Here is a 25,588-nt window from a genome sequence, read left to right as displayed (position 1 = left end):
TTAAACCATATAAGGGATATAAGTTCATTTAAGTTGGACTATTTTGAATTGATAAATGGTATGATTATCTATAGATAAATTCACTTTTTAATTAGCGAATTACCGGTATAACATTATTCGAATTCAATTAACAACTGTCCTTTATCTACGGCATCTCCCATCAGTACCGATATGGCTTTGATAACGCCATCTCGCGGGGAAAGAAAACTGTTTTCCATTTTCATAGCACCCAAAATAATTAGGTTGTCGTTCTCTTTTACAGTTTGTCCTACTACTACACTGATTTCGAGAATCAATCCGGGCATAGGTGCTTTGATAAAATTGACTTGTTTCGTAAGTCCCGTTTCGAATCCCATTTCCTTAATCAAAATATCCAAAGGGTTTGAAATGGCAACAGTATACGTGTTGTTGTTTACCTTGACTGTGTAGTTTTTTTGAAGAAAATCAGAAGTGATGATTTCCGCTTGATAAGGTGTGTTTTCGTGTAAAATATGGAATTTATTCGTTTCCACACTCACTGCATCCAGTTGTGAAACACTTTCCTTTTCCAAATCAAAATGAAAAGTGTCGTTTACATTAACTTTATAACCAATACTCATTTGTTTCTATTTTAGAATCGTAAAAATAAGTAAAAGAAAACGTTTTCGTAAACCAAAAATTAAGTTTTATGCTAAATAGATATAGTTAGGTGGAAAAACTTATAAGACTAATAACCCAAACTCTCTGAGAGTTTTAATAGGCTTTGAGTACCAAAACAATTCAAAGTCTTCCAATTTCATTTCAAAATCTTTTTTTATTTCTTGAAATGTATAAATTTTAGCATTCGAAACAGAGATCTTTTGCAGTATTTCTACCAGCCATTCCCCTTCATTTTTATTCGTTTGAATGCTGAAACTTTCTTTTTTATCATGAAAAGTCAGCGTCATCATTTCCCAAGAATTCCCTTTTTTAGATTTGGCAAAATGTTCTACAAATGGTTTCCCGCCTAACCAAACAATTTTAGCTGTGGGTTTACTATTGAAATCCTCTTCTTCGTGCAACGCATCCAAAATAAAATCAGGTGAAATTTTAGTCTTTGGAATTTTAAACTCAAACCAGTCCTGCAACTCATAATCAAAACAGATTCCGTGCATGAAATTGAACAAGGATTTCTTGAGTCCAAAACTGAATTTATCATGATCGATTCCTGTTGAATCGGTATAATTAATATCGTTATTTGCGAAAGTTCCAATGATTTCGGTTTCTTTGACCACACCAAATTTCTCTGGATACAAGCCCACGGGACTGTGCGCGGTCATGGCAAATTGATGCCAAAATCCGGATTGTAACACGCCCACTTCAAATAATTGTCGCACCATTTCCAGACTGTCTACGGTTTCCTGAATGGTTTGTGTTGGATAACCGTACATCAAATAGGCATGAACCATGACACCTGCTTCGGTGAAATTTCGGGTGACTTTGGCGACTTGTTCGACCGTTACGCCTTTGTCAATCAGTTTCAACAATCGATCCGAAGCCACTTCAAGACCGCCGGAAACAGCGATACAACCGGAAGCTTTGAGCAACAAACATAAATCTCTGGTAAAACTTTTTTCGAATCGAATGTTCGTCCACCAAGTGACCGCTAATTTCCTGCGAAGGATTTCGAGTGCTAAAGCGCGCATTAGAGCCGGTGGTGCGGCTTCATCAACAAAATGGAATCCATTTTCACCTGTTTGGGCAATCATCTCTTCCATTCGGTCGCACAATAAATTGGCAGCAACGGGTTCGTAAATTTTGATATAATCCAAAGAAATATCGCAAAATGTACATTTCCCCCAATAGCAACCGTGCGCCATGGTGAGTTTATTCCAGCGTCCGTCGCTCCACATGCGGTGCATGGGATTCACAATTTCGATAACCGAAATGTATTTATCCAAAAGCAAATCCGAGTAATCAGGTGTTCCCACTTGCGATTGTTTGTAATCGTGTTTTAGAGAATTATTTTTATAAACTACTATTCCGTCTTCCAACAGAAATGTTCTTTTATACGAATTGTAATCTGGATTTTCAATATTGGAAATTAATTCTTCGATTGGCATTTCGCCATCATCCAACGTAATAAAATCGAAAAACTCAAAAACTCGGGCATCAGAAAGCGAACGCAATTCGGTATTCGGAAAACCGCCACCCATCGAAATCTTGATGTGCGGATAATGGTTTTTCACCCATTGTGCCGAACGAAAAGCAGAATATAAATTCCCTGGAAACGGAACTGAAATCAAGAATAATGTAGGTTGAATAGTTTCGATTCGTTCTTTTAGAATTGAAAGAAGTAAATTATCAATATGGGTTGGTTCCTGTTGCAAGACGTCATACAACTCATCAAAAGAATTGGCACTTCGTCCTAAACGTTCTGCATAGCGGCTGAAACCAAAATTATCATCGACACATTCGACTATAAAATCAGAGATATCTTCAAGGTATAAAGTTGCTAAATGTTTCGCTTTATCCTGTGTTCCCATGGTTCCAAAAGCCCAATCGAGCTCTTCCAATTGCGCAAAACGGGACGCTTCCGGCAAGAAATCTTCCTGACAAATTTGAAGCGCCAATGTTGGATTTTTTCCTTGAAGGAAAGCAATAACAGGATTGATCGTTTTTAGATATTCATCTTGTAAAGCGTAAATACGTTTTGAGTTGTCTGAGATTTCTCCAACGCTAATCTTTAAACCTGAAACTTTAAACAAATTTTCAAGTCCTTCTTTCGAGAACAATTTCAAAATCACTTCGATACCCAAATCCGCCTGAACAGACTCAATGTTTTTGGTATTCAGAAACCCTTTGATATAAGCAGTTGCCGGATACGGGGTATTCAGTTGGGTAAAAGGAGGCGTAATTAAGAATAATTTGGTTTTCAAAAGAAATAAGTTTGGTGCAAAAATAAGGGATTTTATAATCTTTTCAGTAAAAGATTTTTGAAGTTCTATTTCTATTTTTAATGTTTGATCTTTGGATTTATTTTGTAGATCTTTAATTACATTTACCTTGCTATAAATCTTACTTATGAAGCGAATTTTACTTTTTTTATTTTTTACTTTTTCATTTACAATGCAAAGTCAATGTTTTGATTGTGCCAAAAACTTAGGTGGTTGGAATGGTGATGCTACTGCCGATTTAAAGAAAACAAGCGATGGTATATACTTAGCAAAGAATGGAGGGAATTTTGGAGATTGGATGTCTATCTACAAATATGATTTTAATTGCAATTTGGTTTGGAAAAAAGAAATTGACGAAAGGAGTCTCTACATAAGCAAGTTAGTAATTGACAGCCAAGACAATATATATGTTTTATTTACTTGGTATAATGCTCATAATGCTGTAGGACCTTTTCCGCAATTATTTAGCGGTTTGCCTATGTATCCTGGATTAAATCTACTTAAATTTGATAAAAATGGAAATTTTGTTTGGAACCGATCAATAGGTAATGGTGCGGATTACGGAATGAGAGATATCTATATCCACAATGATATTATTTATATAACTGGAACATTTTATACTGGAATAACAATCAACAATCAAATAACACTCACAAATACCGTTTATACTGGATATTATGTGTATCATCCATTATTATTCATTGCCAAATTTGATCTTAATGGAAATCTAAAAGAAGCTAAAAAATTTGGAACCAGCAATGATGATTATACTAGCTCGGAAATGGATAAAAATGGAGATTTATATTTCTCAAGATATTCAAGTTCTAATAGTAATTATACTCATTCAGACATTGATAAAATCGATACCAATCTCAATGTTGTTTGGAGTAAAGAAATTTCTAACAATAAAACTAAGAATGAATCTTTTTATAGACCAACTCTTTTATATTATAATCCTACTAATGACAAATTATATTTGTGGGGTGCTTTTTACAAACTAGTAGATATACTTGGAACTATTTATACAGATCCTAATACGGGATTTTATTTAACCCAAAGTATTCTGTCAGAATTCAATATTACTACAGGAAACTTAGAAAGAATTAAACAAATTAACAACTCATCTAGTTTGGACATTCCCGGAATGGATGGCAACTCTTTCGGAAATACAGCTTATTTAACTGAAAAAGGAAATGAATTGTATATTTTTTCCAGTTTTACCGGCACAATGACATTTCCTAATGCAACCATCAAAAGTAGAACTTATACTAGTGGTGCGTCTGTGTACAATAATGAGGATTTAGTACTTTTTAAAGTAAACTTAAACAACTTTGAATCTGAATTTATCCTAAAATCATCTGGAACAAATTATTATTCGCAAGGCATGTCTACTGATGCTGCTAACCCGATTTTATTTAATGGAAATGACCTGTATTTAACCGCAAGTTTTCAAAGTTCACCATTGACTATCAACGGTTCTGTTATCAATAATAATAGCGGTAACAATGCCAGCGATGTTATGTTTTATAAATATAAACTTGATGCATCAACTGCCACTGGTGAAATAATCGCTGAAAACACCTGTTTTAATACACTCACAAACTTTAATGTAAACGGAACATTTGATTCAATTACTTGGGATTTTAACGACCCTAATTCATCATCAAATAGTGCAACAATTAATAATCCAACACACCAGTTTTCATCATCAGGTACTTATCATATCAAAGTAATTGTAAACTGCGGCACTGATTCGCAAACTCTAGAAAAAGACATCACAATCACCAATGCCCCTTCTATCAATTCTGTAAATCCTATTTATGCTTGCGAAAGTATTTCCGGATCTGGAATATCTAATTCTTTCGACACTTCAAATATAAATTCTGAGATAATTGGAAATCAATCTAATTTAGTGGTCGAATATTTTGATTCAAATGGAAATGCATTACCTAGCCCATTACCTAACCCATATACAAATAAAAATGAAGAGACTATTATAATTAGAAGTTCTTTTCAAGGTAACCCTTACTGTTTTGTTGAGACAAATTTAAAACTTTACACTATTGCAAAACCTTTAGCTCCAACTACAACCTCCACCCAAAATTTTTGCATCCAACAAAACGTAACTTTAAATGATATTGCAATTTCTGGTCAAAACATAAAATGGTATGATGCTTTAACAAATGGAACTCTTTTGTTAAACACAACTTCATTACAAAACGGAACAACTTATTATGCCTCGCAGACAATTAATGGTTGCCAAAGTGATAGAATTCCTGTCCTAATAAATATCCAAAATACTTCTGCTCCAACAGGAAATGCAAGTCAAACTTTTTGTTCCAGTCAAAATCCAACTTTAGATACTATTGTAGTTTCGGGAACTGTAATAAAATGGTATAATGCTTCGGGAACGCTTTTGCCAAATTCAACTCCTTTGCAAGATGGCGCAACATATTATGCTTCGCAAACAGAAAACAGCTGCGAAAGCCCTAATAAACTAGCCATTACCGTTTCACTAATAAACACCTTACCGGCAAATAATTATGCAGAATTATTTTGTGATGATTTGAATGACGGTTCTGAAAAAGTAAATTTATCAGACTATAATTCGAAGCTAATTTCAAGTACTTCAGGATATACCTTTTATTATTATTCAACTATTTTAGGTGCAGAAAATCAATTGGCAGCCAATCAAATCACTAATTTTTCAAATTACAACTTAGTCGTAGGCGACAACAAAATCTACGTTCGCATCAATTCAAATAATCCTTGTTATGCCATTGTTGAATTGAAATTAACTCTCCTCTCAAAACCAATTATTTCAATTCAGGACATAGTACCCATTTGTGAAAACAATACCATTACTATTGATGCCGGTTCAGGTTCTGATATCTATTTATGGTCAACCGGTGCAACGACATCTTCGATAATGGTATCTACTCCCGGCAATTTTTCAGTAACAGTTACCAATAATTACAGCACCATTTCTTGTTCGAGCATAAAGAATTTTGAAGTACGAAAATCAAATATTGCCACTATTACTTCTGTAGAGACGAAAGACTGGACTGACAAGGAGAATATAATCACCATTTTTGCATCCGGCGCAGGTGATTTCGAATATTCAATTGACGGTATTCATTTTCAGGATAACAATCAATTTTCGGCATTGTATAGTGGTGAATATACCCTACATGTCAGGGATAAAAATGGTTGTGGAACAGCCACAGATGAAGTCTTTTTATTGATGTACCCAAAATACTTTACGCCAAATGGTGATGGTTTTAATGATACTTGGAATATTAAATTTTCAGACTTGGAAATCAACTTGACTGTAAAAATATTTGACCGTTATGGAAAATTAATCAAAGAATTAATCCAAAATGGAGCTTGGAACGGAACTATGAATGAACACGAACTTGCACCAGATGATTATTGGTTTGTAGCGACCAGAGCTGATGGAAAAGAATACAAAGGACATTTTAGTTTAAAGCGATAAGTATTATTTTCCTAAACATATCTTAAACCAAAAAAACATAACTTTACTTTTTCTTACTTTAGCGACAAATTTAGAAACTCAAAACATGCCAACCGACTGTATCAGCTATCATAATTCCGGATATTTTTCTACTTTAATGAATGATTATTTAGAGGAAAAAAGTCCTCTTCACTCTTTATACCATCGTTTTCCAAATCTTGAAAACTTTGAAGCACAAATTCAAGAAAAGCAAGCTAATTTTAATGATACTTCCAGAGCTTCTTTGGTTTCTGTTTTACAAAAACAATACGCTACGGTTGAAACTTCGGCTTTAACAAAGCAAAATATTGCCGCTTTAGCCAATTCCAATACATTTACCGTTACCACTGGTCATCAACTGAATTTATTCAGCGGACCATTGTATTTTTTGTACAAAATTATTTCCACTATTAATTTAACCCATGAATTAAAAGCGAAATATCCTGCTTATAATTTTGTTCCCATTTATTGGATGGCGACCGAAGACCATGATTTTGAAGAAATCAATTATTTTAATTTTAAAGGCAAAAAGTTTCGTTGGAACAAAGAAAGTACAGGTCCTGTTGGTCGATTGTCTACTGAAGGTTTAGCTGATTTCCTTGAAGTATACGCACTGGAATTAGGTTCCAGCACCAATGCAAATACGCTCAAAAAACTGTTTAAGGATTCCTATCTCAATCACGATAATTTAGCCGATGCCACGAGATTTTTGGCCAATGCGCTTTTTGGAGCTTATGGTTTAGTCATTTTGGATGCGGATAATGCAGATTTAAAACACAACTTCATTCCTTTTGTAAAAGAAGAATTATTACACCAGTCATCCCATAAATTGGTATTAGAAACCGCTGAAAAATTAAAAGACTATACAGTTCAAGTGAATCCCCGTGAAATCAATTTGTTTTACATCGAAGATGATTTACGAGAACGCATCCTCTTTGAAAACAATACCTACAAAGTAAACCATACCAAAATTGAGTTTTCAGAAAATGAAATTCTAACACTTTTAGAGAATCATCCTGAAAAATTCAGTCCAAACGTGATCATGCGTCCTTTGTATCAGGAAGTGATTCTCCCTAATTTATGCTACATAGGCGGAGGTGGGGAAATTGCCTATTGGTTAGAATTGAAATCCTTTTTTGAATCCGTAAAAGTAACTTTTCCAATACTTTTACTTAGAAACTCTGTACTATTAGCTACTGAAAAGCAAGCTAAAAAAGCAGACAAATTAGACTTGAATTGGGCAGATTTATTTTCAAAACAGACGGATTTAATAAATACTAAAACCAAAAAATTATCTGAATTTCCAATCGATTTAACACATCTGAAAGAGCAATTGCAAAAACAATTTAGTATTCTTTATGACGTAGCAAATAAAACAGATGAATCTTTCATTGGAGCCGTAAAAGCGCAGGAAGCAAAACAAACCAAAGGATTAGAAAATCTGGAGAAACGTTTGCTCAAAGCACAGAAAAGAAAATTAAGCGATATTTTACATCGCATCGCAGACCTACAAAACGAACTGTTTCCTAACCAAAGTTTACAGGAACGCCAAACTAATTTTTCTGAATTTTATATGGAAAATGGTGATAATCTGATTCCGACATTAATAAATCAGCTGAAACCTTTAGATAAAAAATTTGACATTATTCTACTTTAATCAGATTACAGTCATTTGAATGCCATATTTGTAAAAATAATCAATAAAAAAATACTATTTTTGCACAAAATTTAAAAAACACAAAAAAAATGGCTACAAATAGAACATTTACAATGATCAAGCCTGATGCTGTTGCTAACGGACACATCGGAAACATACTTGCAATGATTACTACTGCAGGTTTCAAAATCGTTTCTTTGAAATTAACGCAATTAACTGTTGCTGATGCTCAAGCTTTTTATGAAGTTCACGCTGCAAGACCTTTCTACGGTGAATTAGTTGAATTCATGTCAAGAGGACCAATTGTTGCCGCTATTTTAGAAAAAGATAACGCTGTTGAAGATTTCAGAACTTTAATTGGTGCTACAAACCCAGCTGAAGCTGCTGAAGGAACTATCCGTAAAGCTTACGCAACTTCTATCGGAGAAAATGCAGTTCACGGTTCTGATAGCGATGAAAATGCAGCTATCGAAGGTGCTTTCCATTTTGCTGGAAGAGAGCAATTTTAATTTATGATTGAAGATTAACGATTTTTGAATTAAGGTTTAGAAATCTTTAAATAAAAAAAATCCCGTTTCAAATTGAAACGGGATTTTTTATGACAAAGAAATCTGAAATCTGAAATCATTAATCAATAATCTAAAATCACTATCTCAAAACAACATCTTTCACCACATCACGTCTCAATTCCTCGTTAATCATAGCCACAATTTTTGATCTGCCGTGGCTTAATTCCTCCCTCAATACTGAAGAGCTCAATTCCACATACAAAGTACTTCCTTTCAAAACCACATTTTTAGTGTAATTATTCACACCATTTCCCATAAGATTTTTCCATGCGTCTTTAACGTCAATTTGATCCATTCCGGGTTGGAGTTTATTCACTTGGATAATTTGTTTCAAAACATCCCCTATCGTACTTTGATTATTTAGTCGTTTTGCCATCGCCCAGTAAATTTATTGATGTTGCTTTCTTGTAATGATATTCCGTTTTTTCTGTATTCAGCAATACTAATTCCTCCGCTGACAGAGCAATTAACTCCTCACTCCATTTCATGTACGGCGTCGAATAATCTAAAAATACTTTGTCATCGGCAAATCGCACCGTTACGTTTTCATAAACATCATTCACTAAAAAAGTCCCGTCCAATTGCGGCATCACTTTCTTCCGAAACCCTTTATTATCATCTATTTTAAAAAAATCATAACTTTCATTCATGCCATAATCCTTGTCTTTCCCAGCATCAAAAACAACTTTTTCAATTTCCCAATATCCGTTTATTTTAGAAATATCTACAGGCTTAATCTTATGGTGACACCCCACAAAAAGGAATGCTATAAAAAGAATGCTAAATGTGTTTTTCATATAATTATTATTTTTAGGAGCTGCTTCCTGCTGTACGCTATATCCACGCAAAAAAAGCGTGGGATGCCGCTTCCATCAGGGCTAGGGTATTCGGGTTAAATCCCGTTTATTCTAAATACAAAGTTACTCTTATTAAATTCAAAGAAAACAAAAATAGTAGAAACACATTAAACTATTTTCTATATTTTTGGTCTTAAAGGAATTAGAAATAAATCAGTAGCAAGATGTCAAAAATAATCTACAGTCTCATCATCGCATTCTTTTGTAGTAGCTGCAGTTCCGATACTGTTGAACCAACTCCTACTCCAACACCTGCAGAAACACTCTATTTCCCTCCTCTAACCGGTACAACTTGGGAAACAAAATCTATTGCGAGTTTAGGTTGGAAACTATCTGATGTGCAACCGTTATTAGATTATTTGGAACTCAAAAATTCAAAATCTTTCATCATTCTTGTCAACGGAAGAATCGTAATGGAACATTATTTCAACGGTCATTCCGCAACGAGTAATTGGTATTGGGCAAGCGCCGGAAAAACACTGACATCAACTGTAACAGGAATTGCTCAACAAGAAGACTTAATCAACATCAATACTAAAGTTTCACAATACATCGGAACCGGTTGGACCAGTTTGCCTTTAGCAAAAGAAAACTTGATTACAAACAAACATTTACTCAATATGACTTCTGGATTAGATGACAGTACGGATGATATTGATCCAGCGAGCCTAAAATATAAAGCAGATGCAGGAACACGTTGGGCGTATCATAACGTATATGTAAAATTACAGGATGTGATTGCTCAAGCAAGCGGTCAAACCTGGAATGCCTATTTCAACACTAAATTGAAAGATAAAATAGGAATGGATGGTGCCTGGTTTCAGTTAGGCAATAATTCTGTTTATGGAAGTAATACTCGTTCCATGGCACGTTTCGGTTTGTTATTATTCAACAAAGGAAAATGGGAAAACAATACCATAGTAAGTGAAAATTATCTTAATGAAGCTACAAACACTTCACAAACTATAAATCTGGGATACGGGTATTTATGGTGGCTGAATGGAAAATCAAGTTATCATTTGCCACAAAGCCAACTGCAATTCAATGGCAGTTTGATACCAACAGCTCCAGTCGATATGTTTATGGCACTGGGGAAAAACGATCAAAAAATCTATGTTATTCCAAGCAAGAAAATGGTCGTTATAAGAATGGGAGATTTTGCAAATCCTGACAATCCAACTTTTGCGTTATCCGATTTTGATGAAACTTTGTGGCAAAAAATTAGTGCTTTGTACCAATAAGCCTACTTGGTTTTCAAACGTCTCATAAAACCTAAAACAAAGAAAACCAAACCTATTATCAACAAAAAATAATAAAAACCAAGACTTTTATCTCGAATAAGATTTGCCAATATAAAAGAAATGATACTCACTAAATAGAGATACATCGGAGGTGTATTTTTTAAAGAAGAAAAATCCATTCTAATTATTATTTAAAAAAACTATCTACAAACTCATACTTATTAAAAACCTGAAGATCCTCAATTCCTTCCCCCACACCAATATATTTTACAGGAATTTGAAATTGATCTGAGATACCAATTACGACACCGCCTTTTGCAGTTCCGTCTAGTTTCGTAACGGCTAAACAAGTAACCTCAGTAGCGGCTGTAAATTGTTTCGCTTGTTCAAAAGCATTCTGACCGGTTGAGCCGTCCAAAACCAATAATACATCATGTGGTGCATCACCAACGACTTTTTGCATCACTCGTTTTACTTTGGTCAATTCGTTCATTAAATTAATTTTATTATGCAAACGACCTGCAGTATCAATAATAACGATATCGGCATTTTGTGCCACTGCTGATTGTAAGGTATCAAAAGCTACCGAAGCAGGATCACTTCCCATATCTTGACGAACAATAGGAACGCCTACTCTATCCGCCCATATTTGCAACTGATCGATGGCAGCGGCACGAAAAGTATCGGCTGCACCAAGAACCACATTATAACCTGCTTTTTTAAACTGATAAGCTAATTTACCAATGGTAGTCGTTTTTCCGACACCATTTACCCCAACCACCATTAAAACATAAGGTTTCGTCTGAATTGGAATTACAAATTCAGTGGCTTCTCCAGTATTTGTCTCTGATAATAAGGCAGCAATTTCTTCTCTCAGAATTTGATTGAGTTCTTCTATACCAAGATATTTATCTGAAGCAACACGATTTTCGATTCTGGTAATTATTTTTAATGTAGTATTCACACCAACATCTGAGGCAACAAGGATTTCCTCTAAATTATCTAAAACCTCCTCATCAACTTTTGACTTTCCGGCAACAGCTTTGGTTAACTTCGAAAAGAAATTTGTTTTTGATTTTTCAAGACTCTTGTCTAATGTTTGCTTCGCCTGTTCGCTTAGGCTCGGGTCATTTTTCTCTGATGAAAATATTCTTTTGAAAAAACTCATTGTATAAATAGTATTAAGAATGAAGTATTTAAGTCCAAAGAACCAATACGTTTTTCTAACGGTAAATATAGAAAATAAAAAAGCTACTTCCGAATGAAAGTAGCTTTTCTATATAATGTGATTGTTAATTATTTCTTTTTCAAGAACTCATCAACAGCTTCAGGAGCCATAATAGATTCTACGAATGTATATGCACCTGTTTTTGGAGATTTCACCATTTTGATGGCTTTTGATAATCTCTTAGAAGATGTTTGTAACGATGCTACGGTTTTCTTTGCCATGATTCAAATGTTATTTAAATTTAAATAAAATCCTCAAATGTTGACCATTTGAGATTTTTATTAAAATCTCTAATTATTATTTAATTTCTTTGTGAACAGTTACACGCTTCAAGATTGGATTAAATTTTTTAATCTCTAATCTGTCTGGTGTATTTTTTTTGTTCTTTGTTGTTATGTATCTTGAAGTTCCTGCAACACCTGAAGTCTTGTGCTCAGTACATTCTAAAATTACCTGGATTCTATTACCTTTCTTTGCCATCTTGCTATTTTTTTATTTTGGAATGGATTATTTAATAAATCCTTCTGACTGCGCTTTTTTCAAAACTGCAGCGATTCCATTTTTATTAATTGTTTTTATCGTAGATGCTGCTACTCTAAGAGTAATCCATCTATCTTCTTCTGGAAGATAAAAACGCTTTTTAACTAAGTTTACAGAAAATTTTCTCTTAGTTTTGTTCATAGCGTGAGAAACGTTATTTCCTACCATCGCTCTTTTACCTGTAAGGTCACAAACTCTTGACATTATACTTATCTTTTATCGTTATTCAAAATCAGGGTGCAAAGAAAAGAAAAATAAACCTATTAAGCAACAAATTTACTACACATTTTTTAAAATTTCTTTCTGTAATAGTTCTAAACTTTTAATTACAGCTCTATCTATCACTTTTTCACGGGGTTGACCAAAATTAAATTCCTCAACAATTACCTCGCTTGGTGTTGCCAATGCGATAAAAACAGCTCCAACTTCCGCATTTGAGTCTCCTTTTGACGGTCCTGCGTTCCCGGTTGTCGCAATTGCATAATCCGTTTTCATCATCTTTTTAATGTTCAAAGCCATAGCCGAAACAACCTCTCTACTCACTACCGAATTTTCTTTTATGAGACTTTCCGGAATGCCCAAAACATCAATTTTAACGGCTGTTGCGTACGAAACAACACTTCCTTTAAAATACTTTGAAGAACCAGAAACTGATGTCAATACTGCTGCAATATTACCTCCGGTACAACTCTCCGCAGTGGAAATCGTTTTGTTTTGTTTTATCAGCATTTTTCCTACTACGACCTCTAAGGTTTCATCATCATCAAAACCGACGATAATATCATGAATTATGGCATCCAGCAAGTTTACATTTTCCTCAAGAGCAGCTTCTAGTTTATCTTTATCTGTCCCACGAGCCGAAAGACGCAAACGAACTCTTCCCGGCGCAGGCAAGTAAGCCAACTTAATAAATTCCGGAAGATTATTTTCCCAATCCTCTATTCGTTCCGCCACAAGACTTTCGCCTTGTCCGTACGTGAGAATTGTTTTATGGATGATATAAGGACGTTTATATTCCCGCACTACTTTTGGAATGATTTCATTTTCCACTAAATACTTCATTTCATAAGGAACTCCGGGAAGCGAAATAAAAACGGTATTTTCCTTTTTCATCCACATTCCTGGCGCAGTACCTACCTGGTTGTGAAGCACCGTACATTTTGACGGAACCAGCGCCTGATCTTTATTGATTTGAGTAATTGTTCGCTTGTAAAAACCTTCTATAAGTTGTGTAACATGAGCCAGCACTTTTTGATCAACAACTAATTCATCTTCAAAATAATCACAGAATGTCTTCTTGGTAATATCATCTTTTGTTGGTCCTAAACCACCAGTAATAATAACCAAATCGACTTTGTTTTGAAGCGCTGCAAACGTATCTAAAATGTGTTTTTTATCATCACTAATCGAAATCATTTCGTTGATTTCAACACCAATTTTATCTAATGACTTAGCTATAAAACCAGAATTTGTATCGACAATTTGACCTATTAAAATTTCGTCACCTATGGTAACTATAGTTGCTTTCATTTTTCTAATTTAGGAATTTAGAAGTTTCTAAAAATTTAAAAATATTACTATTTAAAAAAAAATTATTTAAATATCAATTTAAGTGGTATTGCCGCATTAGGATCACAGTTTTCAGGAATAATAAAATATTTTTTAATTTTCACATACTGTAACAATTCATAAACAAACTTTTTACTTTTTTTATCAAAACTCGTAGTAAAAACTTCTTTTGCAATACCATTAGGAAATATTTTACTCGTTTTTTGAACATCAAATGATATCGATAAAAGCTCTAATGGCTTATGAAATTCCGTATTATTCTCAACAATATAATGTGCAGCTCCCTTTTTGTAAAGTTTTGAATCTCTAGATTTACTATACTTCATAGTATAATGTTTATGAAGCGAACCATTTATTAATGTGTCAAGTTCATTTGTAAATATGTATCGATTAGATTCATATTTATCATTTTTTCGAGAGGAAAAACGTAAATTTTCACAGGATAATTCTATTGTTTCTGCCTTGAAAAATTCACTTTTTTCAATTGCTGTATAACTACTAATTCCTTTATCATTATTAAAATCTATGACAAAATCAGATGCTCTGTCTTTATCTTGATAAACATACACACTATAACTATCGTCTTGAGAATTAGTTAATAAATATATTTTTTCGGTTTTTGAAGTTTCATTTAATCGCAAACTGTACTCCAAAATATAGTCAAAAAAATATTTTTTCTGAGAATACATATTAAGAGAAGACAATAAAAACAGCAGGAGTATTATTTTGTATTTCATATTTGTCTTTTATACCAAAAACAGTTCTAAGTTGTAGTTTTTAAAAATACGCAGTCGTTAAAAGACAGTATTCATTTGCAGTTTGCGTGAGGGATAGAAGTGAAAATCCTCCCGCTTTTTCGGGAGATTACTTCACCTAATAGTTATTTTTACAGGAGTTCAGTGAACTTCGTTTGTAACGGATAGCCCGACCCGCTTTTTCAGCGGGTCACGCCCCAATATTACAAATCGAAATCTTTTTTGATTTCTTTGACAGCGTCGTTAACTTGGTTTTTTACGCTCCTAAAAGTTTCTTTGATGTCTTTCTTTTTACCTTCGGCTTTGGTCCAGGCTTCGATTTGAAGAATCTCTTCAAAAGCCATGTTTAAACCCATTAAATCAAGCGTAGGCTTTATCTTGTGCGCATAAGCATAAGCATGCTTGTGGTCTTTCTTTTTTATTCCTTCTTTAATTTGAAGTAAATCGTCTGGAACTTCAGTAACAAACAAAGTCAAAATTTCATTCACAAATTCTGGATCGTTGTCTGAAAGTGCGTACACTTTTGAAAGGTTGTAATTTATAGCCATTATTTTACCTGTATTCTAAATAGTTGTTGTCCTTCTAAAAATCCTTCCAAAACGTCATCCGGCTTTACTGCAGCGACTCCTTCCGGAGTTCCTGTAAAAATAATATCGCCAATTTTTAACGTAAAAAACTGAGAAACGTACGAAATAAGCTCATCAATTTTCCACAACATAAGGCTGGAATTACCGATTTGTACCGTTTTATTGTTGTTGGTTAATTCAAAAGTAATATTTTCTAATGAACTAAATTGATTTTTCGGTAAAAATTCTCCTATAACTGCCGAGCCGTCAAATGCTTTTGCTTTTTCCCAAGGCAACCCTTTTGCTTTTAATTTATCCTGTAAATCGCGCGCTGTAAAATCAATTCCGACACTGATTTCGTCATAATATTTATGGGCAAACTTAGGTTCGATGTATTTTCCCACTTTATTTATTTTGACAATAATTTCAATTTCGTGGTGAATATCTTCCGAAAATTCCGGGATTACAAATGGATGCTGCTTCAACAAAACAGCCGAATCCGGCTTCATAAAAACCACAGGTTCCGTTGGTCTTTCGTTATGTAATTCCGCTATATGATTGGTGTAATTTCTACCGATGCAGATGATCTTCATGCTTTTTAAGTGTTCAGTGTTCAGTATTTAGTGTTCAGACGGAACACTGATTACTGATTACTATTTTGTATTTAGTTTTCTAAGTTTGATTGCCGTTAAAACTTTTTTGGTATACAACGGAAAATCCGCATTTTGAATCCAACTGAAATAACCGGGCTCGGTTTCCAGAATTTTACCCACTTTCACTCCTTTGTGTTTTCCAAAAGCAAAAATTTCTTCATCATCCTTATCAAAAGCAATCATTCCTGCAAAATCAGCGATTTTCTTTCTTGTCGTAAATTCCGATAATGATTTCATATCGTTTTCCAGTTCCGGATAACGATCTAGTTGCGCTTTTAATATTTCATAAGTCGCCATGGTGTCCGCTTCTGCAGAATGTGCATTTTCAAGCGTTTTTCCACAATAAAACTTATGTGCCGCGCTCAAGGTACGTTCTTCCATTTTATGAAAAACTGTCTGTACATCAACCGAAACTCTATTTTTCATGTCAAAATCTACTCCGGCACGTAGCATTTCTTCTGCCAATAACGGAATATCAAATCGATCTGAATTAAATCCAGCTAAATCACTGTCTTTAATCATATTATAAACTTGCGCTGCCAGTTCATTAAAAGTAGGCTCATTCGCTACTTTTTCATCGGTAATTCCATGAACAGCCGTTGTTTGCGGTGGAATTGGAATCGTTGGATTAACCAACCAAGTTTTGCTTTCTTTGTTTCCGTTTGGGAAAACTTTAAATATTGAGATTTCTACAATTCTATCTTTTCCTATGTCAATTCCTGTGGTTTCAAGATCGAAAAAGCAAATTGGTTTATTGAGTTTAAGTTCCATTTTTAAATTTTGTGTGGATACAAATATAGAAATTTGGGTTTAATTTCGTTAAAAGTTTAAAGTATAAAGTTCCTGAAAACCTCAAAAAAAGAAAACCCGACTGATTTTTAAAAATCGGTCGGGTCTAAATTGTAATTATATACCTTTAAACATCTCTGTTTACATCAAAAGCTTCTAGATATTCAGCGACTCTTTTTACAAAACTGCCTCCTAATGCTCCATCAACCACTCTATGATCATAGCTATGGGATAAGAACATTTTTTGACGAATTCCGATGAAATCTCCTTCTGGAGTTTCGATTACCGCTGGCATTTTACGGATTGCTCCAAGGGCTAAAATTCCCACTTGCGGCTGATTGATAATTGGCGTACCAAAAACACTTCCAAAAGTCCCCACATTCGTAACCGTATAGGTTCCGCCTTGTGTGTCGTCCGGTTTTAACTTTCCAGCTTTTGCACGACCTCCTAAATCGTTGACCGCTTTTGCCATTCCAACTAAATTCAGTTGATCCGCATTTTTAATAACAGGAACAATTAAGTTTCCGTTTGGCAATGAAGCCGCCATTCCAAGGTTGATATTTTTCTTTTTGATGATATAATCACCATCTACAGAAATATTCATTCCAGGGAAATCTTTCAATGCTTTTGCAACTGCTTCCATGAAAATTGGCGTATACGTCAATTTTTCTCCTTCTCTCTTTTCGAAAGCATTTTTATTTTTCTCTCTCCATTTTACAATATTCGTCACATCCACTTCGATAAACGATTGTACGTGAGCCGAAGTTTGCACAGAAGCAACCATGTAACCCGCAATTAGCTTGCGCATTCTGTCCATTTCTATGATTTCATCACCACCGCTTACAGATACCGGAGCCGCCTTTTGAGCAACTGGAGCTGCAACTGGTTTTTGAACTGCTGCAACCGGAGCCGAAACTGCTGGTTGGCTTGTTCTATTTTTTACGTACTCTAAAATATCATTTTTAGTTACTCTTCCTTCTTTTCCTGTTCCGGAAATCGCTGCTAATTCTGCAACAGAAACCCCTTCTTCTTTGGCAATATTTTTCACCAAAGGCGATAAGAATTTTTCAGAATCAGAGAAATCTACTGGAGCCGCAACACTTTCTTTAGCAGCATCCACCGTTTTTGTTACTTCAGCAACAACCTCAGCGGCTACTGCTTCTTTAACAATTGACACAAGCTCTCCACCTTCGGTTTCAATTATTGCGATAGTCTGACCTACTTGAACCAGATCATCTTTACCAAACAATTGCTCAATCAAGATACCCGAAACTTCACTTGGCACTTCGCTGTCTACTTTGTCAGTAGCAATTTCAAGTACCGCTTCGTCAGCTTCAATTTTATCTCCAACTTCTTTTAACCAGTTTGTAATGGTTGCTTCTGCAACGCTTTCTCCCATTTTTGGAAGCTTTAATTCAAATCTTGCCATATTGTTAACCTAAAAGGTGATTTTGATTTTCAGTTTGCGAAATTACTAAATATTTCAAATATAAATTACATTAAATGTAATTTTTTACTCTATTTTCATAATCTCACCTCTTTCGTTACTATTATTACTTCCAATTAAAAAATTAGCGTTTTTTGGTATTATTTTAAAGGTAAATCCTCTATTTCTTGCAGATTCGAGAATTGATATGCATTCTTTAAAAGAAATGAATTCGTTATCCAGAATAATTTCAGTTCCCGTTACACTTCTTAACGAAGACGAAATTACCATTTTTTCTGTTTTTAAATCGTGAAATGAGACTTTTTTTTGCAAAACCAAAGTCAATTTTTCCACTAATTTTTCATTTGATGAATACAGCAGATATGATTTTGGAGTCATTTTTATCCCTAAATTTCTGGAAGGTTTTCCTTGAATCATTTTTACAAAAGAAAAAAAGACAATACCCAGTCCCATAAAAACCGAGAAGAATAAAGAAACGTTAAAATGCTTTTTATAAAAGAAATGCATGGCTTCCTGAAAGCGCTTCATATAGATTTCGTCCTTAATGGTACTTTCTCCTTTATAATGGATTACGGTGGTATCATGAAAATAATAGTTCGACTTTCCTTTTTGCAAAATCCTATAAGACAAATCAATATCATCCGAATACATGAAACAATCTTCATCAAAACCGCCCACTTCAAGGTATAAACTTCTTTTCATAACCATAAAAGCACCCACAAGAATATCCACTTTTCCAGTTTGGTTTTCGTTTAAATGTAGTGCGTAATACTTCCCGAATGTTCCCGACTTGGAAAATAATTTGTACAAACCCGTGATTTTGGTAAAAGCGACACAAGGTATTGGAACGCCACGTTTGCTTTCCGGCAGAAATTTCCCGGCTCCATCGATAAGTTTGCAACCCAATATTCCTAAATCAGATCGTTTTTGGACAAAAGCCAATACTTTGGTAAACGTATCTTCGGCAACCACTGTATCTGGATTCAAAATACAAATGTATTCGCCTTGAGCTTGAGCAACTCCTATGTTATTGCCTTTTGGAAAACCTACATTTTCATTATTTTGAATGAGTTTTACGTTTGGAAAACGCTTTTGCATCATTGCACAACTGTCATCTGGGGAATTATTATCGATTACAATAATTTCGCCGTCAATGGTTTCTAAAGCACTTTGAACGCTTAAAACACATTGCTCGAGAAAATAACAAACGTTGTAATTGAGAATGATGACGGATAGTTGCATTGAGCAAATATAATTAGAAAATTATCTTAATAATTTCTTGAGAAGACTTGGATTTTGTTTGTTGTTCCAAAATAACACCAAATTAATTTGTTTTTTGTCCTTTAAAACATTGTAGTATAACGTTGTTTGTTTTGAAATAACTAAAGAATAAATTTTACGTTTTGGACTATATTTTCCAATGGTTGGATTTTGACTCAAAGCATCAATAAAACTGTAAACTAATATTGTAAATTTCTCAACTTCATTAGTATTCCATTTTCTTAAAATAAAATCAATTTCATCTAAAAAGGTTAATTCCGCTAAAGTTAACCAATGAATATAATACTTCATTAAGTGAGATTATATTTCTTTTTAACTTCAGCCATTATTTGAGAATGTGGCTTGCCAAGTCCTTGCTCGCTTTGTTTTAATCCAATTTCAATTAGTTGCTTTACATGTTCTGGAAGTTCATCCCAAAAGTCATCCTGATTTTCAATTTCTAAATCCGATTTTGATTGATATAAAACAGCTTCTTCCTCCACTGATTGGGGTTTTTCGTTTGTTTTATATTTTTTTGAATTAGAATCCATTACACTTATTTTTGAATATCAAATATACGCTTTTTTTAGAAGATTAAAAACACCAAAACATATTTCTCCTTAGCCCCGATTGAAGTGAAAATCCTTTTTCTTTTTTCTTTAAAAAGAAAAAGATTGCAACGGAAAGCGGGAACGTTACCTGCAAATAAAACCAAATCTTTCGCTCCTAAAAAATAGGCTGCCGTTTTTAGTTTAACATTACTTAAACCACAAAAACTTGAAACTTGATGTAAATGAATTACTTTTGCAAAAAAGTTATGTTTCGCAACGCATGCATAGCTTTCAATTTATAACTCATATCTTACAAAGTGAATTACCTTTCTGTTGAAAATATCTCGAAATCTTTTGGTGAACGTACGCTGTTTAAAGACATCTCGTTCGGAATTAATAAAGATCAAAAAATTGCCTTCATAGCCAAAAACGGTTCTGGAAAAACGACTATTATGAGTATCATTAATGGTTTGGAAGAATCTGATACCGGACAAGTGGTTTTGAGAAAAGGCATCAAAATGGCGTTTCTTTCGCAAAACAATAATTTGCAGGACGAATTGACGATTGAGGAAAGTATTTTCGCATCGGATAACGAGACTTTGAAAGTGATTGAAGCGTATGAAAAAGCATTAGAAAATCCGGAAGATGAAGAAGCCTACCAAAAAGCTTTTGACGGAATGGATCAGCACAATGCGTGGGATTTTGAAACGCAGTACAAGCAAATTTTGTTCAAACTGAAGTTGGAAAATTTCAAACTGAAAGTAAAAAATCTTTCGGGTGGACAGAAAAAACGTTTGTCACTGGCTATCATTTTAATTAATCGTCCCGACTTATTGATTCTGGATGAACCTACAAATCACTTGGATTTAGAGATGATTGAATGGCTGGAAAGCTATTTTGCCAAAGAAAATATTACGTTGTTTATGGTGACGCACGACCGTTTCTTTTTGGAGCGCGTTTGTAATGAAATCATCGAATTAGACAACGGAAAATTATACCAATACAAAGGAAATTACTCGTATTATTTAGAGAAAAAAGAGGAACGCATCGCATCCGAAAATTCGAGTGTGGATAAAGCACAGAATCTTTTTGTGAAAGAACTGGAATGGATGCGCCGTCAGCCCAAAGCGAGAACGACAAAATCGAAATCGCGTCAGGATGATTTTTATGAAATCAAGGAAAAAGCACAAAGTCGCCGTCGTGAGAACAAAGTAGAGCTTGAAATTAACATGGAACGTATGGGAAGCAAGATTATTGAGCTTCACAAAATTTCCAAAAAATTCAAGGATCATGTTATCATGGATAATTTCAGTTTTGATTTTCAACGTGGAGAACGTATTGGAATCATTGGGAAAAATGGAACCGGAAAATCGACTTTCCTGAATTTATTGACAGGATCGATTCCTCTTGATGGAGGAAAAGTGATTGTTGGCGATACTATAAAAATAGGGTATTATACGCAAAGCGGAATCAACCCAAAACCGGGTCAGCGTGTGATTGATGTGATTAAGGAATACGGAGAATTCATTCCGTTGATGAAAGGAAAATTGATTTCGGCTTCGCAATTGTTAGAGCGTTTCTTGTTTGATGCTAAAAAACAATACGATTTCGTGGATCGATTGAGCGGTGGAGAATTGAAACGTTTGTACTTGTGTACGGTTTTAATTCAGAATCCAAACTTCTTGATTCTGGATGAGCCTACCAATGATTTGGATATCGTAACATTAAATGTTTTGGAAAGCTTTCTTTTGGATTATCCGGGTTGTCTTTTAGTGGTTTCTCACGACAGGTATTTCATGGATAAAATTGTGGATCACTTGTTCATTTTTAGAGGTGATGGTGTGGTCGAAGATTTTCCTGGAAACTATTCTGATTTTAGAGCTTACGAAGACAGCACTGACGTGGCGCAAAAAGAAGAAAACAAAGCCGAAAAGAAAGACTGGAAACAAAACAATCCAACCGGAAATTTGACTTTCAATGAGCAAAAAGAATTTCAGAAAATCGAGCGAGAAATCAAGGATTTAGAGATTCAGAAAGTAGCTATCGAACAATTGTTTTCGGATGGAAAAGTGGAAGAAAACAATGTTTTGACCAAAGCAAAAGAATTAGAAAACATCAATAATAAAATTGAAGATAAAGAGGAAAGATGGTTTGAGCTTTCTGCGAAGATAGAAGGATAAAATTAGTATTCAGTGTTCAATAGCAGTTTGCAATACCGAACATTATTATTATTTCGGCTACACCCACAACAGAATTTTAATTTTGTTGTGGGTTTGTTTTTTTAGTAAAAAACTAATTTTAAATTAGTACGAAAAATTATAAGAAACAAAAGTCCCTTTGATGGTTTGCCACTTTTTTATATATTTTTGAAAAGAAAAGAAAAGAAAAGCCAGACGTTCGTCAGACCTGTAAACGAGTTATGAGTAATTAAAAAATTGAAATATGAAACAAAAACTATTATTAGCATTATTATTGATTTTCTCAATAAAATCTTTATCACAAGATTCAAAACTTAGTATTGAAATGAATTTTCCAATACCTATTGACCAAAATTTCATCGGAAAAAGTTACAATGGAATTATTGATGTTGGAGCTAAATACAGATTTGCTGAAATAACTAATTTTAATATCGGAACATCAATCAATGGTGGGATTTTAGTAAATAACACAAACAAAAATAACGGAATTCAAGACTTTAAAGTTACATCGTATCTTATTCAACCAAAAGTTTTTGCTGAACTTAAAATAGAATCAATTTCTAAATTCCATCCATTCGTAGGATTTGGCTATACTTTTATGATTTTTGACGCTTCAGGGACAAATAACGGATTTGATGTTTCAGATTCAACACATAGTGGAATTAATGCTAATTTTGGAATTGCTTATGATATAACTAATAGAATATTCGCAGAAATTCAGTATGACTATGTAAAACTGAAAGTTGACAACGAAACCCCAAATACTACATTTAACACAAACGTAAATCTGTTAAAAATTGGATTAGGTTTGCGACTGTAAAAAATCAACCTCAACTCTTTTAGCGGTAAAGCCGAAAATGCTGGGGTTGTTGTTTTATCAAAAAAAAATAAAATTAGCAGCAATTAGCTTTTAGGCACACCCCGCTCTTCGAAGTATACAATAGTTCTAGGTTAAGGTGCGCAAATGTCTCTGACTTTGCGCCCATAACAATAAGTAATAACAAAAAAACCACAACAAAATCTAATTCTGTTGTGGTTTTTTATTTATAAGCTTAGCAGAATTACCAAGGAAATAGGATTACAGCCCCAGATTTTTCTAACAATCATTTTTTTTAATAAAATATTATATACGATCAAAATATTTTTCAAATAGAAAGTACTTTGTATTTCAAAGTTACGTACATTTGTAAAACAAAACCCTGAAAGTGAATCTATTCAATATTGAAGGCTACACTTTCGGATTATGTACGACCAAATTAATATATAAAACTGAAAATTATGATTATGGAAAACAAAAGAGGTATTGGCATTGTGCTCACGGTAGTTTTTTTACTGCTCATCCCATTAATAGCGATGCAATTTACAAAAGAAGTAAACTGGAACTTGGCCGATTTTGTGGTCGCTGGTGTCCTATTGCTCGGTACTGGTCTTATCTGTGAGCTTGTAATGAGAAAGGTAAAAAATACCAATCATCGAATCATTCTCTGTGCAGCTATTCTGGCAGCGCTTCTCCTCATTTGGATAGAACTTGCAGTCGGCCTTTTCGGGACACCGTTCGCCGGATCGTAAACAGCAAATTTTGATTGCATATTTGTAAACCGTTCCCATAAAATTAAGCAACAAAAAACCACAACAAAATCAAATTCTGTTGTGGTTTTTTATTTTATAAGTCTGAAGCTATTACCAAGGAATCGGATTGTAATCTTTCAAGAATTTCCCGCACCAATGTTTTCCCGTATTAATACCGTCAAACAACGGATCCATAACCCGCGCTGCACCATCCACAATGTCTAATGGCGGCTGAAAATCTTCTTCTTCCTGTTTTCTTTTAGCTAATTCCGCCGGATCTTCGTCGGTTACCCAACCGGTATCTACCGCATTCATAAAAATTCCATCCTTTGCCAAAGTTCCAGAGGAAGTGTGCGTGAGCATATTCAAAGCTGCTTTGGCCATATTGGTATGCGGATGGCGGTCTTCCTTGAAAAAGCGATGAAACTTTCCTTCCATTGCTGAAACATTGATGATGTGCTTTTTTCCGGTATTATCTTTCTTCATGACTTCCGAAAGGCGGTTACACAATACAAAAGGCGCCACCGAATTGACCAACTGTACTTCAATCATTTCTGTCGTTTCTATTTGTCCCAATCGCAAACGCCAGCTGTTGGTTTTTCGCAAATCCACTTGCTGCAAATCGGCATCGAGTTCTCCTTCCGGAAAAACTTCATTCGCCACGAGCGCATTATCAAACGAATACGGAATCTGAGATAATTTGGCGGAAGCCCGCAACCCAATTCCAGGTTCTGGTCCGTGCCAAGTCACCGGCATATTCTGATTTGGAGAAGCTCCTGATGTCAATACTTTTAATTCATCCAGACAATTGGTATGATCCAGTAATAATTCCTGTGCTTGTTGTGGCAAAGAAGCAATGGAACGCTCTTCGTTTTCCATTAGATGCGTATAGAATCCGGCAGGACGTCTCACGGTTTGCGCTGCATTATTGATTAGAATATCCAATCGCTCGTATTTTTGCTCAATAAAGTTGCAAAAAATCTCCACACTCGGAATATGTCGCAAATCCAATCCGTGAATTTTCAAACGATGTCCCCAATCCATAAAATCGGCTTCCTTAGAAAAACGCAAAGCCGAATCCACTGGAAAACGGGTCGTTGCAATAACAGTTGCTCCACCACGCAACAGCATTAACGTAATGTGATACCCAATTTTCAGACGAGAACCTGTAATCACGGCCACTTGCCCTTTTACATCTGCGGTTTGAAAACGTTTGGCATAATTAAAATCGCCACAATCGGTACACATCGTATCATAAAAGTGGTGCATTTTAGTAAATTCCGTTTTGCAAACGTAACAATTTCGTGGAGTTTCCAGTTCTAATTGTTCTTTGTGGGCAAGATCATTAAAAGCCAATAATTTGGGTGCCACAAAAATACTCGCTTCACGGGCATGCCGAATCCCGGTTTCCTTTCGGGCGGTACGGTCGCGTTTTTCCATTTTGCGTTTGGCAGCCACTTTTCCGTCTTTTTTTCTACGGGAAAGCTCATCTCGGTCGGGTCTGGAAAACATCCCTGCCGCTTTGATTAAAGCTGTTCGTTGTTCTTTTGGGATATCAAATATTTGGTCAGTATCGGTATTTAATTGTGCCAAAATAGCGATACATCGGTCAATTTCTTCCGAACTTATGGCACTTATATGTTCTATTTGTTCAATCATCATCGTAAAAAATGGGTATTATTCTTGGTGTAAATTCCAAGGGCGCAAAGA

The 25,588-nt window shown here is 34.6% G+C and carries 25 protein-coding genes; 7 read left to right on the top strand and 18 right to left on the bottom strand.

Annotation, left to right across the window (positions count from 1 at the left end):
- Positions 1 to 113: 113 nt before the first annotated feature.
- Complete coding sequence (locus tag E0H99_RS13005; RefSeq protein ID WP_131996242.1) at positions 114 to 599, bottom strand: acetyl-CoA carboxylase biotin carboxyl carrier protein subunit; 486 nt, start codon at positions 597 to 599, stop codon at positions 114 to 116.
- Positions 600 to 698: 99 nt separating this feature from the next.
- Positions 699 to 2,897 carry a B12-binding domain-containing radical SAM protein gene (locus E0H99_RS13000; RefSeq protein ID WP_131996239.1) on the bottom strand — a complete coding sequence of 733 codons (2,199 nt, stop codon included), beginning with the start codon at positions 2,895 to 2,897 and terminating at the stop codon, positions 699 to 701.
- Positions 2,898 to 3,042: 145 nt separating this feature from the next.
- Between E0H99_RS13000 and E0H99_RS12995 the strand changes: the two genes are divergently transcribed.
- The 3 genes from E0H99_RS12995 (at position 3,043) to E0H99_RS12985 (ending at position 8,595) form a co-directional block, all read left to right on the top strand.
- Positions 3,043 to 6,411 (top strand): T9SS type B sorting domain-containing protein, encoded by a 3,369-nt coding sequence (locus E0H99_RS12995; RefSeq protein ID WP_131996236.1) that lies wholly within the window; start codon positions 3,043 to 3,045, stop codon positions 6,409 to 6,411.
- 85 nt (positions 6,412 to 6,496) lie between these two features.
- Positions 6,497 to 8,086 (top strand): bacillithiol biosynthesis cysteine-adding enzyme BshC, encoded by a 1,590-nt coding sequence (gene bshC, locus E0H99_RS12990; protein ID WP_131996233.1) that lies wholly within the window; start codon positions 6,497 to 6,499, stop codon positions 8,084 to 8,086.
- Positions 8,087 to 8,175: 89 nt separating this feature from the next.
- Positions 8,176 to 8,595 carry a nucleoside-diphosphate kinase gene (locus tag E0H99_RS12985; RefSeq protein WP_039109514.1) on the top strand — a complete coding sequence of 140 codons (420 nt, stop codon included), beginning with the start codon at positions 8,176 to 8,178 and terminating at the stop codon, positions 8,593 to 8,595.
- A 139-nt stretch (positions 8,596 to 8,734) separates the two neighbouring features.
- Here E0H99_RS12985 and E0H99_RS12980 read toward each other — a convergent pair whose 3' ends face one another.
- Both E0H99_RS12980 and E0H99_RS12975 read right to left on the bottom strand, forming a co-directional pair.
- Positions 8,735 to 9,031, bottom strand: a complete 297-nt coding sequence (locus E0H99_RS12980) for a DUF721 domain-containing protein (RefSeq protein ID WP_099715934.1) — start codon at positions 9,029 to 9,031, stop codon at positions 8,735 to 8,737.
- Positions 9,012 to 9,452 (bottom strand): lipocalin family protein, encoded by a 441-nt coding sequence (locus tag E0H99_RS12975; protein ID WP_131996230.1) that lies wholly within the window; start codon positions 9,450 to 9,452, stop codon positions 9,012 to 9,014. The genes E0H99_RS12980 and E0H99_RS12975 overlap by 20 nt, the downstream gene beginning before the upstream one ends.
- A 224-nt stretch (positions 9,453 to 9,676) precedes the next feature.
- Between E0H99_RS12975 and E0H99_RS12970 the strand changes: the two genes are divergently transcribed.
- Positions 9,677 to 10,753, top strand: a complete 1,077-nt coding sequence (locus tag E0H99_RS12970; protein WP_131996228.1) for a serine hydrolase domain-containing protein — start codon at positions 9,677 to 9,679, stop codon at positions 10,751 to 10,753.
- Between the two features lie 187 nt (positions 10,754 to 10,940).
- On the opposite strand, the gene ftsY is transcribed toward E0H99_RS12970, so the two are convergent.
- The 13 genes from ftsY to E0H99_RS12905 all read right to left on the bottom strand — a co-directional run bounded on the left by ftsY (position 10,941) and on the right by E0H99_RS12905 (position 20,111).
- Positions 10,941 to 11,921 (bottom strand): signal recognition particle-docking protein FtsY, encoded by a 981-nt coding sequence (gene ftsY, locus E0H99_RS12965; RefSeq protein WP_131996225.1) that lies wholly within the window; start codon positions 11,919 to 11,921, stop codon positions 10,941 to 10,943.
- Between the two features lie 128 nt (positions 11,922 to 12,049).
- Positions 12,050 to 12,202 (bottom strand): DUF4295 domain-containing protein, encoded by a 153-nt coding sequence (locus E0H99_RS12960; RefSeq protein WP_073370281.1) that lies wholly within the window; start codon positions 12,200 to 12,202, stop codon positions 12,050 to 12,052.
- A 76-nt stretch (positions 12,203 to 12,278) separates the two neighbouring features.
- A complete protein-coding gene (rpmG, locus tag E0H99_RS12955) occupies positions 12,279 to 12,461 on the bottom strand; it encodes a 50S ribosomal protein L33 (RefSeq protein ID WP_017495179.1) in 183 nt (60 codons plus the stop codon).
- A gap of 27 nt (positions 12,462 to 12,488) precedes the next feature.
- Complete coding sequence (gene rpmB, locus E0H99_RS12950; protein ID WP_024980263.1) at positions 12,489 to 12,725, bottom strand: 50S ribosomal protein L28; 237 nt, start codon at positions 12,723 to 12,725, stop codon at positions 12,489 to 12,491.
- Between the two features lie 75 nt (positions 12,726 to 12,800).
- Positions 12,801 to 14,051: a CinA family nicotinamide mononucleotide deamidase-related protein gene (locus E0H99_RS12945; RefSeq protein ID WP_131996222.1), complete on the bottom strand. Its 1,251-nt coding sequence runs from the start codon at positions 14,049 to 14,051 to the stop codon at positions 12,801 to 12,803.
- A gap of 62 nt (positions 14,052 to 14,113) precedes the next feature.
- Positions 14,114 to 14,827 (bottom strand): hypothetical protein, encoded by a 714-nt coding sequence (locus E0H99_RS12940; protein ID WP_131996219.1) that lies wholly within the window; start codon positions 14,825 to 14,827, stop codon positions 14,114 to 14,116.
- A 221-nt stretch (positions 14,828 to 15,048) separates the two neighbouring features.
- On the bottom strand, positions 15,049 to 15,393 hold the full coding sequence (locus E0H99_RS12935; RefSeq protein WP_131996216.1) for an Hpt domain-containing protein: 345 nt from the start codon (positions 15,391 to 15,393) through the stop codon (positions 15,049 to 15,051).
- Positions 15,393 to 16,004 carry a fumarylacetoacetate hydrolase family protein gene (locus E0H99_RS12930; RefSeq protein ID WP_131996213.1) on the bottom strand — a complete coding sequence of 204 codons (612 nt, stop codon included), beginning with the start codon at positions 16,002 to 16,004 and terminating at the stop codon, positions 15,393 to 15,395. The genes E0H99_RS12935 and E0H99_RS12930 overlap by 1 nt, the downstream gene beginning before the upstream one ends.
- 60 nt (positions 16,005 to 16,064) lie before the next feature.
- Positions 16,065 to 16,835, bottom strand: a complete 771-nt coding sequence (locus E0H99_RS12925; RefSeq protein WP_131996210.1) for a 3'-5' exonuclease — start codon at positions 16,833 to 16,835, stop codon at positions 16,065 to 16,067.
- Between the two features lie 145 nt (positions 16,836 to 16,980).
- On the bottom strand, positions 16,981 to 18,282 hold the full coding sequence (locus E0H99_RS12920; protein ID WP_131996207.1) for a dihydrolipoamide acetyltransferase family protein: 1,302 nt from the start codon (positions 18,280 to 18,282) through the stop codon (positions 16,981 to 16,983).
- Positions 18,283 to 18,366: 84 nt separating this feature from the next.
- On the bottom strand, positions 18,367 to 19,542 hold the full coding sequence (locus tag E0H99_RS12915) for a glycosyltransferase family 2 protein (RefSeq protein ID WP_131996204.1): 1,176 nt from the start codon (positions 19,540 to 19,542) through the stop codon (positions 18,367 to 18,369).
- A gap of 21 nt (positions 19,543 to 19,563) precedes the next feature.
- On the bottom strand, positions 19,564 to 19,872 hold the full coding sequence (locus E0H99_RS12910; RefSeq protein WP_131996201.1) for a type II toxin-antitoxin system RelE/ParE family toxin: 309 nt from the start codon (positions 19,870 to 19,872) through the stop codon (positions 19,564 to 19,566).
- The gene (locus E0H99_RS12905) at positions 19,872 to 20,111 is read right to left on the bottom strand and encodes a hypothetical protein (protein WP_131996198.1); all 240 of its coding nucleotides are present in this window, start codon (positions 20,109 to 20,111) and stop codon (positions 19,872 to 19,874) included. The genes E0H99_RS12910 and E0H99_RS12905 overlap by 1 nt, the downstream gene beginning before the upstream one ends.
- A 317-nt stretch (positions 20,112 to 20,428) precedes the next feature.
- Here E0H99_RS12905 and E0H99_RS12900 point away from each other — a divergent pair, with 317 nt between their 5' ends.
- From E0H99_RS12900 to E0H99_RS12890, 3 genes are all read left to right on the top strand, one after another.
- On the top strand, positions 20,429 to 22,291 hold the full coding sequence (locus E0H99_RS12900) for an ABC-F family ATP-binding cassette domain-containing protein (RefSeq protein WP_131996195.1): 1,863 nt from the start codon (positions 20,429 to 20,431) through the stop codon (positions 22,289 to 22,291).
- Positions 22,292 to 22,553: 262 nt separating this feature from the next.
- Positions 22,554 to 23,129 carry an outer membrane protein gene (locus E0H99_RS12895; protein WP_131996192.1) on the top strand — a complete coding sequence of 192 codons (576 nt, stop codon included), beginning with the start codon at positions 22,554 to 22,556 and terminating at the stop codon, positions 23,127 to 23,129.
- Between the two features lie 464 nt (positions 23,130 to 23,593).
- Positions 23,594 to 23,878 carry a hypothetical protein gene (locus E0H99_RS12890; protein WP_205728694.1) on the top strand — a complete coding sequence of 95 codons (285 nt, stop codon included), beginning with the start codon at positions 23,594 to 23,596 and terminating at the stop codon, positions 23,876 to 23,878.
- A 111-nt stretch (positions 23,879 to 23,989) separates the two neighbouring features.
- Here E0H99_RS12890 and E0H99_RS12885 read toward each other — a convergent pair whose 3' ends face one another.
- A complete protein-coding gene (locus E0H99_RS12885) occupies positions 23,990 to 25,540 on the bottom strand; it encodes an SDR family NAD(P)-dependent oxidoreductase (protein WP_131996186.1) in 1,551 nt (516 codons plus the stop codon).
- Positions 25,541 to 25,588: the final 48 nt, after the last annotated feature.

Source organism: Flavobacterium sp. GT3P67 (assembly GCF_004349155.1).
Classification (GTDB): domain Bacteria; phylum Bacteroidota; class Bacteroidia; order Flavobacteriales; family Flavobacteriaceae; genus Flavobacterium; species Flavobacterium ranwuense.
The sequence above is the reverse complement of the archived record's forward strand: the minus strand, read 5'-3'. Positions and strand labels throughout refer to the sequence as shown.

Coding starts and splice junctions, on each gene's coding strand:
- E0H99_RS13005 (WP_131996242.1), bottom strand. CDS start 599: ATGAGTATTGGTTATAAAGTTAATGTAAACGACACTTTTCATTTTGAT.
- E0H99_RS12995 (WP_131996236.1), top strand. CDS start 3,043: ATGAAGCGAATTTTACTTTTTTTATTTTTTACTTTTTCATTTACAATG.
- bshC (WP_131996233.1), top strand. CDS start 6,497: ATGCCAACCGACTGTATCAGCTATCATAATTCCGGATATTTTTCTACT.
- E0H99_RS12985 (WP_039109514.1), top strand. CDS start 8,176: ATGGCTACAAATAGAACATTTACAATGATCAAGCCTGATGCTGTTGCT.
- E0H99_RS12980 (WP_099715934.1), bottom strand. CDS start 9,031: ATGGCAAAACGACTAAATAATCAAAGTACGATAGGGGATGTTTTGAAA.
- E0H99_RS12975 (WP_131996230.1), bottom strand. CDS start 9,452: ATGAAAAACACATTTAGCATTCTTTTTATAGCATTCCTTTTTGTGGGG.
- E0H99_RS12970 (WP_131996228.1), top strand. CDS start 9,677: ATGTCAAAAATAATCTACAGTCTCATCATCGCATTCTTTTGTAGTAGC.
- ftsY (WP_131996225.1), bottom strand. CDS start 11,921: ATGAGTTTTTTCAAAAGAATATTTTCATCAGAGAAAAATGACCCGAGC.
- E0H99_RS12960 (WP_073370281.1), bottom strand. CDS start 12,202: ATGGCAAAGAAAACCGTAGCATCGTTACAAACATCTTCTAAGAGATTA.
- rpmG (WP_017495179.1), bottom strand. CDS start 12,461: ATGGCAAAGAAAGGTAATAGAATCCAGGTAATTTTAGAATGTACTGAG.
- rpmB (WP_024980263.1), bottom strand. CDS start 12,725: ATGTCAAGAGTTTGTGACCTTACAGGTAAAAGAGCGATGGTAGGAAAT.
- E0H99_RS12945 (WP_131996222.1), bottom strand. CDS start 14,051: ATGAAAGCAACTATAGTTACCATAGGTGACGAAATTTTAATAGGTCAA.
- E0H99_RS12940 (WP_131996219.1), bottom strand. CDS start 14,827: ATGAAATACAAAATAATACTCCTGCTGTTTTTATTGTCTTCTCTTAAT.
- E0H99_RS12935 (WP_131996216.1), bottom strand. CDS start 15,393: ATGGCTATAAATTACAACCTTTCAAAAGTGTACGCACTTTCAGACAAC.
- E0H99_RS12930 (WP_131996213.1), bottom strand. CDS start 16,004: ATGAAGATCATCTGCATCGGTAGAAATTACACCAATCATATAGCGGAA.
- E0H99_RS12925 (WP_131996210.1), bottom strand. CDS start 16,835: ATGGAACTTAAACTCAATAAACCAATTTGCTTTTTCGATCTTGAAACC.
- E0H99_RS12920 (WP_131996207.1), bottom strand. CDS start 18,282: ATGGCAAGATTTGAATTAAAGCTTCCAAAAATGGGAGAAAGCGTTGCA.
- E0H99_RS12915 (WP_131996204.1), bottom strand. CDS start 19,542: ATGCAACTATCCGTCATCATTCTCAATTACAACGTTTGTTATTTTCTC.
- E0H99_RS12910 (WP_131996201.1), bottom strand. CDS start 19,872: ATGAAGTATTATATTCATTGGTTAACTTTAGCGGAATTAACCTTTTTA.
- E0H99_RS12905 (WP_131996198.1), bottom strand. CDS start 20,111: ATGGATTCTAATTCAAAAAAATATAAAACAAACGAAAAACCCCAATCA.
- E0H99_RS12895 (WP_131996192.1), top strand. CDS start 22,554: ATGAAACAAAAACTATTATTAGCATTATTATTGATTTTCTCAATAAAA.
- E0H99_RS12890 (WP_205728694.1), top strand. CDS start 23,594: ATGGAAAACAAAAGAGGTATTGGCATTGTGCTCACGGTAGTTTTTTTA.
- E0H99_RS12885 (WP_131996186.1), bottom strand. CDS start 25,540: ATGATGATTGAACAAATAGAACATATAAGTGCCATAAGTTCGGAAGAA.